The 15192-nt window shown below is 68.9% G+C and carries 19 protein-coding genes; 16 read left to right on the top strand and 3 right to left on the bottom strand.

Going from position 1 to position 15192, the window contains the following annotated elements; genetic code table 11:
* Window positions 1-7: 7 nt before the first annotated feature.
* Entirely contained in the window at window positions 8-1456 is a 1449-nt protein-coding gene (gene nifE / locus AC3WR5_RS04835) for a nitrogenase iron-molybdenum cofactor biosynthesis protein NifE (RefSeq protein ID WP_492482283.1), read from the top strand.
* Window positions 1457-1480: 24 nt separating this feature from the next.
* On the opposite strand, the gene AC3WR5_RS04830 is transcribed toward nifE, so the two are convergent.
* Entirely contained in the window at window positions 1481-2767 is a 1287-nt protein-coding gene (locus AC3WR5_RS04830; RefSeq protein ID WP_492482281.1) for a M16 family metallopeptidase, read from the bottom strand.
* 205 nt (window positions 2768-2972) lie between these two features.
* On the opposite strand from AC3WR5_RS04830, the gene nifN reads away from it, so the two are divergent.
* The 13 genes from nifN to AC3WR5_RS04765 all read left to right on the top strand — a co-directional run bounded on the left by nifN (window position 2973) and on the right by AC3WR5_RS04765 (window position 12302).
* Window positions 2973-4451, top strand: coding sequence for a nitrogenase iron-molybdenum cofactor biosynthesis protein NifN (gene nifN, locus AC3WR5_RS04825; RefSeq protein ID WP_492482279.1), 1479 nt, complete (start codon window positions 2973-2975; stop codon window positions 4449-4451).
* A 29-nt stretch (window positions 4452-4480) separates the two neighbouring features.
* Complete coding sequence (gene nifX, locus AC3WR5_RS04820; RefSeq protein WP_492482277.1) at window positions 4481-4903, top strand: nitrogen fixation protein NifX; 423 nt, start codon at window positions 4481-4483, stop codon at window positions 4901-4903.
* Entirely contained in the window at window positions 4900-5391 is a 492-nt protein-coding gene (locus AC3WR5_RS04815) for a NifX-associated nitrogen fixation protein (protein WP_141289926.1), read from the top strand. The genes nifX and AC3WR5_RS04815 overlap by 4 nt, the downstream gene beginning before the upstream one ends.
* Window positions 5384-5602, top strand: a complete 219-nt coding sequence (locus AC3WR5_RS04810) for a CCE_0567 family metalloprotein (RefSeq protein ID WP_492482274.1) — start codon at window positions 5384-5386, stop codon at window positions 5600-5602. The genes AC3WR5_RS04815 and AC3WR5_RS04810 overlap by 8 nt, the downstream gene beginning before the upstream one ends.
* A gap of 20 nt (window positions 5603-5622) precedes the next feature.
* Window positions 5623-5928, top strand: coding sequence for a ferredoxin III, nif-specific (fdxB, locus tag AC3WR5_RS04805; RefSeq protein WP_492482272.1), 306 nt, complete (start codon window positions 5623-5625; stop codon window positions 5926-5928).
* A gap of 3 nt (window positions 5929-5931) precedes the next feature.
* Entirely contained in the window at window positions 5932-6585 is a 654-nt protein-coding gene (locus AC3WR5_RS04800; RefSeq protein WP_492482270.1) for a nitrogen fixation protein NifQ, read from the top strand.
* A gap of 8 nt (window positions 6586-6593) precedes the next feature.
* Window positions 6594-7346, top strand: coding sequence for a molybdate ABC transporter substrate-binding protein (gene modA / locus AC3WR5_RS04795; protein WP_492482268.1), 753 nt, complete (start codon window positions 6594-6596; stop codon window positions 7344-7346).
* A gap of 28 nt (window positions 7347-7374) precedes the next feature.
* The gene (modB, locus tag AC3WR5_RS04790; RefSeq protein ID WP_231012477.1) at window positions 7375-8082 is read left to right on the top strand and encodes a molybdate ABC transporter permease subunit; all 708 of its coding nucleotides are present in this window, start codon (window positions 7375-7377) and stop codon (window positions 8080-8082) included.
* Entirely contained in the window at window positions 8079-9203 is a 1125-nt protein-coding gene (modC, locus tag AC3WR5_RS04785) for a molybdenum ABC transporter ATP-binding protein (RefSeq protein WP_492482267.1), read from the top strand. The genes modB and modC overlap by 4 nt, the downstream gene beginning before the upstream one ends.
* A gap of 45 nt (window positions 9204-9248) precedes the next feature.
* The gene (locus AC3WR5_RS04780; RefSeq protein ID WP_141290286.1) at window positions 9249-9614 is read left to right on the top strand and encodes a hypothetical protein; all 366 of its coding nucleotides are present in this window, start codon (window positions 9249-9251) and stop codon (window positions 9612-9614) included.
* A 702-nt stretch (window positions 9615-10316) separates the two neighbouring features.
* Complete coding sequence (locus AC3WR5_RS04775) at window positions 10317-11159, top strand: SPFH domain-containing protein (RefSeq protein WP_141290287.1); 843 nt, start codon at window positions 10317-10319, stop codon at window positions 11157-11159.
* A gap of 95 nt (window positions 11160-11254) precedes the next feature.
* Window positions 11255-11680 (top strand): PaaI family thioesterase, encoded by a 426-nt coding sequence (locus AC3WR5_RS04770; RefSeq protein WP_492482264.1) that lies wholly within the window; start codon window positions 11255-11257, stop codon window positions 11678-11680.
* 157 nt (window positions 11681-11837) lie between these two features.
* On the top strand, window positions 11838-12302 hold the full coding sequence (locus AC3WR5_RS04765) for a hypothetical protein (protein WP_492482262.1): 465 nt from the start codon (window positions 11838-11840) through the stop codon (window positions 12300-12302).
* 9 nt (window positions 12303-12311) lie between these two features.
* On the opposite strand, the gene AC3WR5_RS04760 is transcribed toward AC3WR5_RS04765, so the two are convergent.
* A complete protein-coding gene (locus AC3WR5_RS04760; RefSeq protein ID WP_492482260.1) occupies window positions 12312-13256 on the bottom strand; it encodes a LysR family transcriptional regulator in 945 nt (314 codons plus the stop codon).
* A 96-nt stretch (window positions 13257-13352) separates the two neighbouring features.
* Between AC3WR5_RS04760 and AC3WR5_RS04755 the strand changes: the two genes are divergently transcribed.
* Both AC3WR5_RS04755 and AC3WR5_RS04750 read left to right on the top strand, forming a co-directional pair.
* Complete coding sequence (locus AC3WR5_RS04755; RefSeq protein WP_141291695.1) at window positions 13353-13691, top strand: protocatechuate 4,5-dioxygenase subunit alpha; 339 nt, start codon at window positions 13353-13355, stop codon at window positions 13689-13691.
* A gap of 11 nt (window positions 13692-13702) precedes the next feature.
* Complete coding sequence (locus AC3WR5_RS04750; RefSeq protein ID WP_492482258.1) at window positions 13703-14539, top strand: class III extradiol dioxygenase family protein; 837 nt, start codon at window positions 13703-13705, stop codon at window positions 14537-14539.
* A 98-nt stretch (window positions 14540-14637) separates the two neighbouring features.
* Here the strand turns inward: AC3WR5_RS04750 and AC3WR5_RS04745 are convergent, their stop codons facing one another.
* Entirely contained in the window at window positions 14638-15144 is a 507-nt protein-coding gene (locus AC3WR5_RS04745) for a hypothetical protein (RefSeq protein WP_231012454.1), read from the bottom strand.
* Between the last annotated feature and the right edge of the window lie 48 nt (window positions 15145-15192).

Below are 15192 nucleotides of genomic sequence, written 5' to 3'. Positions count from 1 at the left end.
GCCCGTCATGTCCGCATCGCTTCAAGCCAAGATTGCCCAGGTCTTCGATGAGCCCGGCTGCGACAAGAACCAGGGCAAGAGCGAGAAGGAACGCAAGAAGGGCTGCACCAAGCAGCTCACGCCCGGCGCTGCGGCCGGCGGCTGCGCCTTCGACGGCGCCAAGATCGCGCTGCAGCCCATTGTCGACGTGGCTCACCTGGTGCATGGCCCCATCGCCTGCGAAGGCAACTCCTGGGACAACCGACACAGCGCGTCCTCCGGCTCCCAGCTCTACCGCACCGGCTTCACCACCGACATCAACGAGCTTGACGTGATCTACGGCGCCGAGAAGCGCCTGTTCAAGTCCATCCGCGAGATCTGCGAGAAGTACGACCCGGCCGCCATCTTCGTCTACCAGACCTGCGTCACCGGCCTGATCGGAGATGACATCGAGGCCGTCTGCAAGCGCGCTGCCGAGAAGTTCGGCAAGCCGGTCATCCCGGTGAACGCACCCGGCTTTGCCGGCCCCAAGAACCTGGGCAACAAGCTGGGCGCCGAGGCCCTGCTGGATTACGTGATCGGCACCGTTGAGCCCACGCACACGACGCCCTACGACATCAACATCATCGGCGAATACAACCTCTCTGGCGAGCTCTGGCAGGTCAAGCCGCTGCTGGACGCCCTGGGCGTGCGCATCCTCAGCTGCATCTCGGGCGATGGGCGCTACGCCGAGGTGGCCTCGGCCCACCGAGCACGGGCCAACATGATGGTCTGCTCCAAGTCCATGATCAACATCGCCACGCGCATGCAGCAGCGCTGGGACATCCCGTTCTTCGAAGGCTCGTTCTACGGCATTGGCGACATGAGCGAGACGCTGCGCGAGATCGCCCGGCTGCTGGTGGAGCGCGGCGCGCCGGCGGAGCTGCAGGACCGCACCGAGGCCTTGATCGCGGTGGAGGAGGCGCGAGCCTGGGAGCGCATCCGCGCCTACAAGCAGCGCCTGGCCGGCAAGAAGGTGCTGCTGATCACCGGCGGCGTGAAAAGCTGGAGCGTGGTTGCCGCGCTGCAGGAAGCCGGACTCGAAGTGGTGGGCACCAGCATCAAGAAGAGCACCAAGGAAGACAAGGAAAAGATCAAGCAGATCATGGGCGAGGAGGCCGATGCCCACATGATCGACGACATGACCCCGCGCCAGATGTACGCCATGCTGCGCGAGGCGAAAGCGGACATCATGCTCAGCGGTGGCCGCAGCCAGTTCGTGGCCCTCAAGGCCCGCATGCCCTGGATGGACATCAACCAGGAGCGCCACCACGCCTTTGCCGGCTACGAGGGCATGGTCACGATGATTGCCGAGATCGACAAGGCCTTGTTCAACCCCATGTGGGCCCAGGTGCGCACGCCCGCGCCCTGGGAAACGGTGGACCCGCTGCTGGTCGAGCAGGACGCCGCACAGCTCGCCGCCGAAGCGGCTGCCTGAATCAGCCGAGGCCCGCGCTGGGGGTCACGCGAAGGTCCACAGTTCCCGCGCCTGGTCGGCCAGGCGGGCCGGCACGCTGCCGCCCAGGCCCACCGCGGCAGGCCGGGCCAGCATCTTCTCGAAGACTTCCTGTACCTGTTTTGGCCGTACGGCCAGCAGGCGCTCCAGCCCTTCGTTGGCGTCCCGCAGTTCGCCGAAGGTGAACAGCTCCTGCGCGGCAGCTTCCAGCCGGCGGCTGGGGTGCTCCAGCCCGCGCAGGAAGCGCACCTGCATCTGCCGGCGCGCACGCGCCAGGCCCACCTTGTTCGGCCCCTCGTCGGCCTGCCGGCGCAGCAGGCGCGCCACCTCGGTGAACAGCTCGGCCGCCTGCCTGGAAGCGGTGGCGGCCTCGATCACGAACTGCCCGGTCATCGGCAGCACATCGGCCGTGCAGGCCGCGTAGTACGCCAGCCCGCGCCGCTCGCGAATTTCGTCGAGCAAGGGCGAGCTCATGCCTTCGCCCAGCAGCGCAGCGGCCAGCACATGGGCCACGTGGCGCTTGTCGGTCAGCGTCGGGGTTTCGAAGCCCAGCACCACCTGGCACTGCGAGCTGCCGGCCAGCCGGCATTGCTGGATGCCGCCCACCCAGTCCGGCGCCGTGGCCAGGTTCGGTTCGCCGCGCGGCATGCCGCCAAAGGCCGCTTCCACGGCGCGCAGGAAGGCATCAGGTTCGACCGGGCCGGCCGCGGCCACCACCACGTTGCAGGCGCCGTACTGCGCCTGCACATAGCCCAGCAGGTCCTCGCGGCTGAAGCGCTCGATGTTCGCGCGCAGGCCGATCACCGGCCGGCCCGCCGCATGGCGCCGGCCGTAGCAGGCGCGGTCGAAGGCCTGGAAGGCCACGGCGGCCGGGTCTTCCTCCACCTCCGCCAGCTCGTGCAGGATGACCTGGCGCTCGCGCTCCAGCTCGTCCGCCGGGAAGCTGGGGTTCAGCACGATGTCGGCCAGCAGCGGCACGAAGCTCAGCAGGTCCTCGGCCAGGCCCTCGATGTGGAAGGCGGTGTGGTCCTTGTCGGTGTGCGCATTGACCTCGGCGCCCAGGCGCTCGGCGTCCAGGTTGATGCGCTGGCAGTCCCGCGTGGCCGTGCCCTTGAAGGCCATGTGTTCCACCACATGGCTGATGCCGGCCAGGCGCTGGCTCTCGTGCAGGCTGCCCGTGCGGATGTACACGCTCAGCGACACGGTGGAACGCCACGGCATGGGCAGCGCGACCACGCGCAGCCCGTTGGGCAAGGTGGCCAGATGGGGGGCGGGCAGGGCAGGCAGTGACACGGGCAAGGGGCTCAGGGCGGACCAGAGGTGGACAAGGGGCGCAGTGTCGCCGAGCCAGCGTCGGTTTGTCTCAAACCCTTCAAAAGCCATGCAGGGCAGGGTCGGAAGTGGGTTGGTTCATTTCTCCCAAGTCATTGATCCATAAAGAATTTGTGGTTGGCACCAAACCTGCGAATGCAGCCCCTGAGTCGGTTCAGGAGCACCCATGGCCCATGTCAGCGAGAGCAAGAAAGCCTGCGCGGTCAACCCGCTGAAGATGAGTCAGCCGCTGGGCGCTAGCTTCGCCTTCATGGGCCTGGCCAGCTGCATGCCGGTGATGCACGGTTCTCAGGGCTGCACCTCCTTCGGCCTGGTGCTGCTGGTGCGCCACTTCAAGGAGGCCATTCCGCTGCAGACCACGGCGATGAACGAGGCCACCACCATCATGGGTGGCTACGACAACCTCGAGAAGGCGCTGCTCAACATCCGCAGCCGCACCCGCCCGGCGCTCATCGCCATCTGCTCCACCGGCCTCACCGAGACCAAGGGCGACGACGTGCTGGGCTACATCGCGCTGGCCCGCAAGAAGCACCCCGAGCTGGCCGACACCGAGATCGTCTACGTCTCCACGCCCGACTACAGCGGCGCCTTCCAGGACGGCTGGGCCCAGGCGGTCACGGCGCTGGTCCAGCAGGTGCCGCAGGAAGAGGCCGCACCGCGCGCGCCACAGCGCATCAACGTGCTGCCCGGCTGCCACCTCACGCCGGGCGACATCGACGAACTGCGCGAGCTGATCGAAGCCTTCGGCCTGCAGCCGGTCTTCGTTCCCGACCTGTCCGGCTCGCTGGACGGCCACATCCCCGAGGACTGGCTGGGCACCACGCTGGGCGGCACGCCGCTGTCAGCATTGCGCACGCTGGGCACGGCGGCCCACACCCTCGCCATTGGCGAGCAGATGCGGCCGGCCGCCGAGGCCTTGCAGGCCCGCTGCGGCGTGCCCTTCACGCTGTTCGAGCGCCTCACCGGCCTCACTGCGACCGACGCGCTGGTGCAGCAGCTCGCCCGCCTCTCCGGCCAGCCCGTGCCCGAGCGCATCCGCCGCCAGCGCAGCCAGCTGGTGGACGCGATGCTGGACGGCCACTTCCACTTCGGCAACGTGAAGGTCGCCTTGGGCGCCGAGCCTGACCTGCTGTTCGCCGCCGGCAGTATGCTGGCCGAGATGGGCGCCGAGCTGGCCGTCTGCGTCACCACCACCGCCTCGCCGATGCTGGCCCGCGTGCCGGCGGCCGAGGTTGTCATCGGCGACTTGGAAGACTTCGAGAAGGCAGCGCAGGCGGCAGGCTGCGACCTGCTGATGACCCACTCCCACGGCAGGCAGGCGGCCGAGCGCCTTGCCAAGCCGCTGTTCCGCTTGGGCCTGCCCATCTTCGACCGCATCGGCAATGCGCACCGCTGCTGCGTCGGCTACCGCGGCACGCGCCAGTTCGTCTACGAAGTGGGCAACCTGCTGATGGAACAGATCCCCCACCACGGCCCGGACCACTGGCCGCTGCCTGCCGCCGCGCTGGCCGCCGCCCAAGGCCAGCCGCAGCCCATGCCCGTCTTCAGCACGCTGCCCGACCCGGCCGTGCAGCACCTCAGCGCCGAGATCCCGCGCATGGCGCGCCTGCCCAGCGGCGGCTCGGTGGCCGAAGCCTCGGCCTGAATCTCTCTCTTCCTCTTTCAGGAGCGCCCATGAAAATCGCCTTCGCCACCCAGGACCAGCAGCGCGTGGATGCGCACTTCGGCTGGGCCAAGCACCTGGCCGTCTACGAGATCGACGCCCAGGGCCATCGCTTCGTGCAGGACTTTCCGTTCGGCGACGACCTGGCCGAGGACGGCAACGAAGACAAGCTCGCGCCCAAGCTCGAAGCCATCCGCGACTGCGCCATCGTTTACGTGGCCGCCATCGGCGGCTCGGCCGCGGCCCGCGTCGTGGCCAGCAAGATCCACCCGATCAAGGTCAACCAGCCCGAGCCCATTGCCGAGCTGCTGGACCGCATGCAGGTGGTGCTGCAGGGCACGCCGCCGCCCTGGCTGCGCAAGGCCTTGCTGAAGGACCAGCCGCAGGATGCCGCGCTGCGCCCCGACTTTGAAGACGAAGAGGTGACCCCATGACCGATGCCATCGCCACAGAACCCGCGGCCGAAGCCGCAGCCGAGGAAGCACTGCTGCAAACCCCCTTCCTGCGCGAACTCGTCAAGCAGCTGCGCGCGCAGGACACCCACGGCACCTGGGAGGGCAAGCGCGACATCACGCTGCTCGCCCCCTACGTGCTCAGCGCCGAGCAGCGCCGCGCGCTGCCCATGATGGGCGACCCGGACCCGGACACCTTGTGGCGCCTGGACCTGTTCCACAACGCCATCGGCCTGTGCATCGAGCGGGCCACCGGCTGCATGGTCAGCCCGATGATGAAGATGAGCCACGAAGGCTTTGGCCGTGCCGTGCTCACCGCCGGCCGCCTCATCGTCGTCAACCGCCACCTGCGCGACGTGCACCGCTTTGGCTACGCCAGCCTGGCCAAGCTGGCCGAGGCGGGGACCAAGCTGGTCGACGAAGGCGTGGGCATGGTCGAGCGCTACAAGGAGGTGGCCACCTATGGCTGAGATCGACCAACTCAAGACCGAGGCCAGGAAGCTCAATGCCAAGGCCACGCAGGCCAAGATGGACCTGCACGACCTGTCCGAGGACCTGCCGACGAACTGGGAACGCATCCTCGCCGTGGCCCAGGTCGCGCACGACGCCCACGCCGCGCTGATGGCTGCGCGGGCCCGCGTGGCCGAGGCCGAAGCGGTGGCCGCGTCCGCTAAAGCCTGAAGCCGCAGGGAGCAGATGACATGAGCAACTTTTCCGTTACGCTGCCCAGCGGCAAGGTCTGGGTGCCCACGTTCGTCCAGCAGATCAACGAGGCCAGTTGCATCGGCTGTGGCCGCTGCTTCAAGGTCTGCCCGCGCGGCGTGCTGGCCATGGTCGGCCTCAACGAAGACGGCGAGCGCGTGGCCGTCGGCCAGGACGAGGACGAAGACGAGGAATACGAAAAGAAGGTGATGACGATCGCGCACGGCGAGCTGTGCATCGGCTGCACCGCCTGCGCCAAGATCTGCCCGAAGAAGTGCTACACGCACGCGGCGCTGCCCGCCTGAGCCATGGCTGCCGAAGCCATCTCCTCACGGCCCACGCTGCCCCCGCACGGCGCCTTGCCCACGGGCGAGCGCCTGCGCCTGTGGACCTCGCTGATGTGCCATGCACCCGAGGGCGAGGCGCCCGAGGTGCAGGCCATGGCAGGCGTGCTGGCCACCGCCTGGTCCCGCCACGGGCTGGCCTGGCTGCCGCTGACCGACCTCGGCGCGGCCGACACCCGGCAGTTGCTCGCGCGCTGGTTCCCCGGCGTGGACCGTGCGCTGGCACTGGACTGGCCCGCGCTGGAGAGCGCTGCGCGGCCGGAGTCGCGGCGCGACGAGATCGAGGACCTGGTGCGCCTGCTCACCACCTGCGCAGGCGAGGCCGGGGCGCAGTGCCCTGCCGAAGACCGCTGGCTGGCCCATGCGCTGGCCCAGGCCACGCTGGGCCAGGACCACCTCTGGCAGGACCTGCACCTGCCGTCGCGGCGCGAACTCTCGGCCCTGATGCAGGCCCGCTTCCCCCGGCTTGCCGCGCGCAACGACCGCGACATGAAGTGGAAGAAGTTCCTCTACAAGCAGCTCTGCGACCAGGCCGAGATCAGCCTGTGCCGCGCGCCGAGCTGTGGCGTGTGCACCGACCAGGCCTTGTGCTTCGGTCCGGAAGACGCCGCGCATTGAGGCCCGTCATGCCTGCAACATGCCGCCTGGTCTTTGCCCTGCTCGCCGGCCTGGTGGCAGCGCAGGTCGGTGCCGCCGAAGTGCAGGTGGCCGTCGCCGCCAACTTCGCCGGCCCGCTGGCCCGCATCGCCGAAGGCTTTGCCAGCGCCACCGGCCACACGCTGCTCAGCACCAGCGGATCCACCGGCAAGTTCTACACGCAGATCCAGGCCGGCGCGCCCTTCGAGGTGCTGCTCGCGGCGGACGACGAAACCCCGCGCAAGCTGATCCAGGAAGGCCTGGCGGTGCCGGCCAGCAACTTCACCTACGCGCTGGGCAAGCTGGTGCTGTGGAGCGCGCAGCCCGGCCTGGTGGACGCCGAGGGCCAGGTGCTGGCTGGCGGCAAGTTCCAGCACCTGGCCGTGGCCAATCCCAAGCTCGCGCCCTATGGCGCGGCCGGCATGGAAGCGCTGAAGGCGCGCGGCCTCACCGAGGCGGTGGCGCCCAAGCTGGTCACCGCCGAGAGCATCGCCCAGGCCTACCAGTTCGTGCTCACCGGCAATGCCGAGCTGGGCTTTGTCGCGCTTTCTCAGGTGGCCGAGCCCGGCAAGCCGCCGCGCGGCTCGTACTGGCTGGTGCCGCCCACGCTGTATGGCGAGATCCGCCAGGATGCGGTGCTGCTCAAGGCCGGCGAGGGCAGCGCCGCCGCCCGTGCGCTGCTGGACTACCTCAAGACCCCCGCCGCCCGCGCCGTGATCGCCGCCTACGGCTACGGCCATTGAGGCACCTGTGACCACGCTGTCCTTCTCCGTGGCCTTCTCCCCGGCTGACTGGCAGGCCATCACCCTGAGCCTGCAACTGGCCGGTCTCAGCACCGTGCTCCTGCTGCTGCTGGGCACGCCGCTGGCCTGGTGGCTGGCGGGCACCCGATCGGCGCTCAAGCCATTGTGGACGGCGCTGGTGGCCATGCCGCTGGTGCTGCCGCCCACCGTGCTGGGCTTCTACCTGCTGGTGCTCATGGGCCCGCAGGGGCCGGTGGGCCAGGCCACGCAGGCGTTGGGCCTGGGCCGGCTGCCCTTCACCTTCGCCGGGCTGGTGGTGGGCTCGGTGCTGTGCTCGCTGCCTTTCGTGGTGCAGCCGCTGCAGCAGGCATTCGAGGCGATTCCGCCGCGCCTGCTGGAGGCCGCCGCCACGCTGCGCGCCGGCCCGCTGGACCGCTTCTTCTCCATCGCGCTGCCGCTGGCCCGCCCCGGCCTGGTGACGGCGCTGGTGCTGGGCTTCGCCCACGCGCTGGGCGAATTCGGCGTGGTGTTGATGCTGGGCGGCAGCATCCCCGGCAAGACGCGCGTGCTCAGCGTGGCGCTGTACGACCACGTCGAAGCCACCGAGTTTGCCGACGCGCACCGCCTGGCCGCCGCGATGGTCGTGTTCGCGTTGGCCGTGCTGGTCTCGCTGCAGCTGGTCAACCGGCCGCGCGCAGCGGCGCGGGTCGCGTCCACCGTGGCGGGCGCGCCATGATCAGCCTGCAGCTGCGCCTGCCCCGGCGTGACTTCACGCTGGACCTGGCGCTGCAACTGCCCGCGCGCGGCATCACCGCGCTGTTCGGCCCTTCGGGCTGCGGCAAGACCACCGTGCTGCGCGCGCTGGCCGGGCTGGAGCGCGCGCAGGGCAGCGTCGCCGTGGGCCAGGCCGCCGAGCAGGTCTGGCAGGACGATGCGGCCGGCCGCTTCCTGCCGCCGCACCAGCGCCCCATCGGCTACGTGATCCAGGAAGCCGCGCTGTTCCCTCACCTCAGCGTGGAGAAGAACCTGCGCTACGGCCTGCGGCGCGTGGCGCCTGGCAGCGCCCGCATCGAGCTGGCGCAGGCCGCGGCACTGCTGGGCATCGATCACCTGCTGGCCCGCCAGCCCGTCACGCTCTCGGGCGGCGAGCGCCAGCGCGTGGCCATTGCCCGCGCACTGCTCACCAGCCCGCAGCTGCTGTTGATGGACGAGCCGCTGGCCGCGCTGGACGCTGCCCGCAAGGCCGAGATCCTGCCCTACCTGGAGCGCCTGCATGTGGCGCTGGCCATGCCCATCGTCTACGTCACCCACGCGCTGGACGAGGTCGCCCGCCTGGCCGACCACCTCGTGCTGATGGCCGCCGGCCGGGTGCAGGCTTCCGGCCCGCTGGCCGAGCTGCTGGCCCGCACAGACCTGCCACTGGCCTCCGCCGAGGATGCCGGCGTGGTGCTGCAGGCTACGGTGCAGGCGCATGACCCGCCGTTCGGCCTCAGCCTGCTCGGCCTGGACGGCGCCGGGCAAGGCGGCGGTGAGCAAGCACTGGGGCTGTGGGTAGGCGCGCTGGCGCAGCCGCCCGGCAGCCCCGTGCGCGCCCGCGTGCTGGCGCGGGACGTGAGCGTGGCCCGCAGCGCCGCGGCCGACAGCAGCATCCTTAACGTGCTGCCCGTCACGCTGGCCGAGGTGCAGCTGGGCGCCGCCACCGCGCTGCTGGGCCTGCGCCTGGGCCATGCCACCCAAGCCATGCCCGCCGCTACACGCCTGCTTGCCCGCATCACCCGGCGTTCGTTCGAAGGCCTGCAACTGGCGGTGGGCCAGCCCCTTTTCGCCCAGATCAAGGCCGTCTCGCTGATGCGCTGAAGGGCGCTGAATGTCGCTGAGGGCCGGTCAAAGGAGAGACACACCATGGAGCGTGAACCCCAGAGCTGGCAGGCGCGCCTGCCGGCCGAACTGCAGGCCCAGGTCTGCTGGCCGGTGCGCATCGAATCGCACCACGACGACGGCGTGCCTGCCTCCAAGTGGCGCGGCTACGACGCGCTGGGCCTGCTCTGCTACTACCGCCACCACTTCTCGCAGTGGGACTACAGCTTCGACGACGAAGACCAGCCCTGCATGCGCATGCTGCGCGCCGAAGACTTCGAGGCCTGGCGCTGCCTGAACGGCCAGTGGTTGCGCACCGTGGAAGTCATCGAAGGCGAGGGCAGCTGCGGCGGCCGGGCTCACCACAGCGGATTCGAGATCGTGCCGCCGCAGCACATTCCCCGCCTTTGAAACCTGCGTGGGGCGCCCGCGCCATGGACCGCCTGAGCGACGAACTGCTGCGCTGCTGGTGGCGGAAGACGCGCCACTCTGCAGCGGCGCGCCGGCCGTGCGTGCGGTGGCCGCGGGTGGCGCCGTGATGCCCCGCCTGGGCCTGTCCGAATCCTTGCTGGTCTTCCCTGAACGCAGCCTGTTCCTGGCCCGCCGCGCTGCGCGCTGCCCAGCCCGAAAAGCGCCTGGTCGTGGAAGTGGGGCAGCGAGGCCCAAGCCCTGGCCGAGCGCGGCCTGCGCCCCTCGTTGCCCCCGCAGGCGGCGTCAGCGCCACCAACGCCCTGGCTAACGCCCAAGCCGGCGCCGACTTCCTCGTCAGTTCAGCGCCCTGTCTCGCCCGCGCCCGCAGATGTGAAGGTGGTGTTCGAGCGCAAGGCTTGATGCCGATTGGCCATTCACCAGCGCTTTACGCGACCCCGCCAGTGACCACAATGGCCCGAAAAAAGCGCCGGGGGGCGATCCCGCGCATGGCTCACCGCATCTCCAGGCCGGGGGCGCCGTGATGGTTCAGTTCAACACGGCCTGCCTGCTTGCTCAGCCAACGGTGAAGAATGGGCACTGCCGACCGTTTTCGGTCTCCGCGGGCGGCCGAACTGCCGCCCTGGGCGCGCAAGGTTCAGGTGACGAGGCTCCTGCGACGCCGTCCTGCGAACAACCAGCGCAATGATCTTGCGCCGCGATGCAATCCGACATTCTCTTCATCATGGACCCAACATGCGGCACTTGAACTTGCTTCTTTCCGTCTTGCTCCTGTCGGGCTGTCACCGCATCGTGACGCCGCCGGGGTCGGAGACCGTCTTGATCGACAACCCCTGGTTCTTCGGGCACGGCGGCCCGCGCGACGAAACCCAGAAGCCGGGTCTGTCCTGGTACTGGCTGACGACCGATGGCTTGGAGGTTTCGCTGGTGCCGACGAAACGCGACGAACCTTTGGAGCATCTGGCCACGGGGGACAACAACTTCATCAACTACGCGAGTTACGTCGTCATCCAATGGAAGGATCCGGCCGAGCTGGTCAAGAAGTTCGGTGCCAGCGGCTGGTATGAGAACAACCTGAAGGAGCAATACCGGACCATCGTCCGGGACGTGACGAAGAAGTATTCGATGACGCCCATCATGACGGACCCGGAGACCCTGGCGGCGATCGAAAAGGAAATCGCGCGGCAGTTTCGGGAGCACATCAAGGCGACCGGCCTGCACGTCGAATTGCTCAACGTGAACATGGGCAAGGCCTTGCCCGATGCACCGGTGATCGCCGAGATGAATGCGACTGCGGTGCAGCAGCAGCGCAAGAAGACGGAGACACAGCGCAAGCTTGCCGAGGATTCACGGTTGCAGGCGGAGCAAAGCCGCGCCAACGCGGACAACGCCTACCGCGAGCAGATGAAGCTGGACGCGGCGCAGTTCGTGCAGCTGGAGGGCATCAAACGCTATTCGGAGGCCTGCAAGGAAAGCAAGAACTGCGTGATCGTGCAAGGCAACACGCCTGTGCTGGTTGGCCGGTAGCGGGAAGGGCCGTGCGGCAATTGTCCCCGCCTTGACAGCCGCGCCCGAACCCGCGGCCTACATTGCCCTTGTCTACCTTCTCGGGACGCATCGCAATGGACTCACTGCCTGACCCGCTGGCCCAGATCCGAGCCATCAACCAGACTGCGGCCTTCAATCGATGGTGCGGCATCGAGGTCATCAGCGCGGAGCCTGGCAAGGTCGAAATTGCCATGGCATGGCGGCCGGAAGTCGGGCAGTACGCTGGCTTCCTGCATGCCGGACTGATCGGCGCGCTCATCGACACGGCCTGCGGCTTCGCCGCGGCGACCGTCGCCGGGCGGGTGCTGGCCTCGCACTTTTCAGTCAACTGCCTGCGCCCGGCGACGGGCGAGCGGTTCGTGGCCAGGGCGCGTGTCGTCAAGCCAGGCAAGTCGCAGGTGTTCACCACCTGTGAGTTGTATGCCCAGGCGGCCGGTGCCGAGAAGCTCGTTGCCACCGGCGAGACCTTGCTGTCGGTCGTGGCGGGTCCGGTGGCCTGACGGTCCGTCAACCTTCCATCCCCGCAGGTTCTGACTACGGGCCGACTACGCAGGCTGCCTAGCATGCGCAGCCATGGCAACTGCTGGCTCCCGCCTTCGAGGCGAGCACATGCGGCTGCCAGCCCTGCGGCCCCTCGCTTCTGACAAGCATCAGGAAGTGCAGGCCGCCGTCATTTGGAATGAATCATCAAGGGGAATCGAAATGTTGAACGCGATCAAGAAAATTGCTGTTGTGGGTTTTGCGGCCGTGGCCGCTACCAGTGCCATCGCGCAGGACGTGTTGATCGACGCCAAGGCGGCCTGCCTGAGCCTGGACACGATGACCGGCGGCCGGGTCACCTTCCAGCTGGACGCCGGCAGCTACACCGTTTCGCTGGTGGACAACGACATGAGCTGTGGCGGTGAAGATCCCACCGGTGGTTGCCTCATTGACACCGTCGTCATCCGCGGTGGCAGCGCGGCCAAGACGGGATGGGGCCTGGCCGTGAAGGCTGGCAAAGCCCAGCAGTTCAAGGTGAAGGGCGTTGGCAAGTTCTCGGCCATCGTCATCGACGAGCCTTGCTACGACAACACCGGTTCGGCCATCCTGAGGTTTGAAAAGATCACGCCGCAGGCGGAGTGAGGCCCACCTTCAGGACCTGGGTTCACCGCCCGGGTCCTGGGCACTGATCGCGGCGGCCAGTGCCGCTTCAACTTCCGCTGCCAATGCGGCGCGCAGCCAGCGGTGCACCGGGTCCTCCTGGTGCCGCAGGTGCCACACGGCATACATGGGCAGCGGTGGCGTGGCCAGCGGCGGCGCGACCGAGGCCAGGCCAGCCAGTGCGCCTTGTGCCAACAGACTGGGCGCGGTGGCCAGCCAGGCGCTGCCGCGCAACATCGCGCCCAGGCCGGCCATGCCCGGCACCGTGGCCACGATGCTGCGCGCCACGCCTTGCGCGGCGAGCCAGTCGTCCACCGCCAGCGTGCGGCGCGGCGCGTACAGCACGCTGACATGCTCGGCCGCGAGGTAGTCCGCCAGCCGCTGGGGTGCGGCGCGGCAGGCCGGATCGTAGAAGACGCGGTAGGCGTCCTCGAACAAGCGCTTCTGCATCAGGTCCGCGCCTTCAGGTGGGCGCGGCGTGAGGATCAGCTGGCAGGCCTGCTCGCGCAGCAGGGCCGGCTCTGGCGCGCCTGAATCCATCACCCTCAGCGTCAGGCCCGGTGCCTGCGACCGCAGCCGGCGCAGCAGCCGCGGCAGCAGCAGGTCGCGCTGCAGGTCGTTGGCCGCCACGGTGATGCAGGCCTGCAGCCGGGCCGGCTCGAAGCCTGCGGCCAGGCTGAAGCCGCGCAGCTCGTCGAGCAGCCGGCGCGCACGGCCGGCCAGCAGGTCCGCCTGCGCGGTGGGTGCAATGCCGCGACCCGACTTCACGAACAAGGGGTGGCCGACGATGGCCCGCAGCCGGTCCAGCCCGTGGCTGACGGCCGACTGCGTGAGGTCCAGGCGCTGCGCAGCGCGCGTCACCGAGCCCTCTTCATGCACTGCCAACAGCAGCGCGAGCAGGTGGCCGTCCAGGTCCAAATGATCGATGGCGTTCATGGGTTGCATGAGTGTGGCGGCCTTTATCCGGCGCCGGGGCGCCGGAATACTGAGCGGCATCAAACCCCGTGCTGAAACCCCGAGAAAGGGCTCGCCATGTGCACACCCGACATTCCCGGCACCACCTTGTTCGATGGCCGGCAGGCCATCAAGGGCTACGCGCTCAACAAGATGTGCTTCTCGTTCAACGAAGCCGCCAACCGCGCCGCTTTCCTGCAGGACGAGGATGCCTACTGCACCCGCTACGGCCTCACGCCGCCGCAGCGCGAGGCGGTGCGCAGCCGCCAGGTGCTGCAGATGATCGAGGCCGGCGGCAATGCCTACTACCTGGCCAAGCTGGCCGGCATCTTCGGGCTGGACATGCAGGACATCGGCGCCCAGCAGACCGGCACCACCAAGGCCGAATTCCAGGCCAAGTTGCTGGCCGCGCGCTGAAGGAGAACCCCATGGCCCAACTCATCGGCGGCATCTGCACGTCCCACGTCCCGGCCATTGGCCGCGCCATTGCCAAAGGCTTGCAGCAAGACCCTTACTGGAAGCCCTTCTTCGACGCCTTCGTCCCGGTGCACCGCTGGCTGGCCGAAGCCCGGCCGGACGTGCTGGTCGTCTTCTACAACGACCACGGCCTGAACTTCTTCCTCGACAAGATGCCCACCTTCGCGCTGGGCGCCGCGCCGCAGTACCGCAATGCCGACGAAGGCTGGGGCCTGCCCACGCTGCCGGCCTTCGAGGGCCACCCGGCGCTGTCCTGGCACCTGATCGAGCAGCTGATGGCCGAGGACTTCGACCTCACCACCTGCCAGGAGATGGTGGTGGACCATGCCTTCACGCTGCCCATGGCGCTGCTCTGGCCGGACCAGCAGTGGCCGGTGAAGGTGGTGCCCATCTGCATCAACACCGTGCAATTCCCGCTGCCTTCGGCACGCCGCTGCTGGGCGCTGGGCCAGGCGGTGGGCCGGGCCATTGCCTGCTGGCCTGGCGATGCCCGCGTGGCCGTGCTCGGTACCGGTGGGCTGAGCCACCAACTCGACGGCCAGCGCGCCGGCTTCATCAACAAGGCCTTCGACCTGCAGTTCATGGACAGCCTGGTGAGCGACCCCGAATGGGCAACCCGGTTCAGCATCCCCGAACTGGTGGAGAAGGCCGGCACTCAGGGCGTGGAGCTGCTGATGTGGCTGGCCACCCGCGCAGCGCTCGGCGGCCCGGTGCGCTGCCTGCACCGGAACTACCACATCCCCATCTCGAACACCGCTTCCGGGCTGATGCTGATGGTGCCGGCTTGAAGCAGCAGGCTGGTGTCGACTTGCCTGTCGGACGTCGCAGCCCTTGCCGGTGAGCAAGGGTGAGGGACACCGGGCTTCGGTGAATTCAGGCGCCTGTTTCAGACGCCGGCACCGCCGCTGATCGAGGCCAGCAGCGAGGCCACCACCTCGTCGCCGATGCGCGCCTGCGGGTCCAGCGCGGCGATGGTGGCCAGCAGTTCACGGGCCTCCTCAGGGTGGCCGCCGCGCAGGCTGAGGAAGGCCAGGGCCTTGAGCGTGAACAGCCAGAAGCGCGCCGGGCCGCTGCCCTGGAAGTCCACGCCGGCCGGCAGCGTGGCCGGCGTGACCGAGCGCCAGTCTGCCGCCAGGCCGGCCTGGCGGGCGGCCTCCTGCAGGCCGCGGCGCGCGGCGCGTTCGGCCTCGGCCAGTTCGCGCTGGCTGGCGTGGTGCTTGTAGAGCACGTAATACACGCCCAGCGCCTGCGGCGCCATGGCCTGCGCGGTCCACAGCAGCGAGGCCACTTCCTCGCGCGGCGCGTGGGCTGCCAGGCGAAGCGCCTGGCGAGCGGCCGCCGGCATCTCGCCGCCAAAGAATTCGTCTGCTGATTCGCCGGTGAAGAGGTTCATGGTCGGTCGCTTGTCGGGTTGCGTCTTGCGCGGGGCGCTGCCTTGCTG

The organism is Ideonella sp. FW305-24, assembly GCF_058788035.1.
This window is presented reverse-complemented; position numbering and strand designations above follow the sequence as displayed.

Bases quoted from the DNA above. Each gene is read 5' to 3' on its own strand.
- AC3WR5_RS04780 (WP_141290286.1), top strand. From the start codon at position 9,249: ATGGAGCGTGAACCCCAGAGCTGGCAGGCGCGCCTGCCGGCCGAACTG.
- AC3WR5_RS04750 (WP_492482258.1), top strand. From the start codon at position 13,703: ATGGCCCAACTCATCGGCGGCATCTGCACGTCCCACGTCCCGGCCATT.
- nifE (WP_492482283.1), top strand. From the start codon at position 8: ATGTCCGCATCGCTTCAAGCCAAGATTGCCCAGGTCTTCGATGAGCCC.
- fdxB (WP_492482272.1), top strand. From the start codon at position 5,623: ATGAGCAACTTTTCCGTTACGCTGCCCAGCGGCAAGGTCTGGGTGCCC.
- nifN (WP_492482279.1), top strand. From the start codon at position 2,973: ATGGCCCATGTCAGCGAGAGCAAGAAAGCCTGCGCGGTCAACCCGCTG.
- AC3WR5_RS04775 (WP_141290287.1), top strand. From the start codon at position 10,317: ATGATCTTGCGCCGCGATGCAATCCGACATTCTCTTCATCATGGACCC.
- AC3WR5_RS04760 (WP_492482260.1), bottom strand. From the start codon at position 13,256: ATGAACGCCATCGATCATTTGGACCTGGACGGCCACCTGCTCGCGCTG.
- modA (WP_492482268.1), top strand. From the start codon at position 6,594: ATGCCTGCAACATGCCGCCTGGTCTTTGCCCTGCTCGCCGGCCTGGTG.
- AC3WR5_RS04770 (WP_492482264.1), top strand. From the start codon at position 11,255: ATGGACTCACTGCCTGACCCGCTGGCCCAGATCCGAGCCATCAACCAG.
- modC (WP_492482267.1), top strand. From the start codon at position 8,079: ATGATCAGCCTGCAGCTGCGCCTGCCCCGGCGTGACTTCACGCTGGAC.
- AC3WR5_RS04745 (WP_231012454.1), bottom strand. From the start codon at position 15,144: ATGAACCTCTTCACCGGCGAATCAGCAGACGAATTCTTTGGCGGCGAG.
- AC3WR5_RS04755 (WP_141291695.1), top strand. From the start codon at position 13,353: ATGTGCACACCCGACATTCCCGGCACCACCTTGTTCGATGGCCGGCAG.
- AC3WR5_RS04810 (WP_492482274.1), top strand. From the start codon at position 5,384: ATGGCTGAGATCGACCAACTCAAGACCGAGGCCAGGAAGCTCAATGCC.
- AC3WR5_RS04815 (WP_141289926.1), top strand. From the start codon at position 4,900: ATGACCGATGCCATCGCCACAGAACCCGCGGCCGAAGCCGCAGCCGAG.
- AC3WR5_RS04800 (WP_492482270.1), top strand. From the start codon at position 5,932: ATGGCTGCCGAAGCCATCTCCTCACGGCCCACGCTGCCCCCGCACGGC.
- nifX (WP_492482277.1), top strand. From the start codon at position 4,481: ATGAAAATCGCCTTCGCCACCCAGGACCAGCAGCGCGTGGATGCGCAC.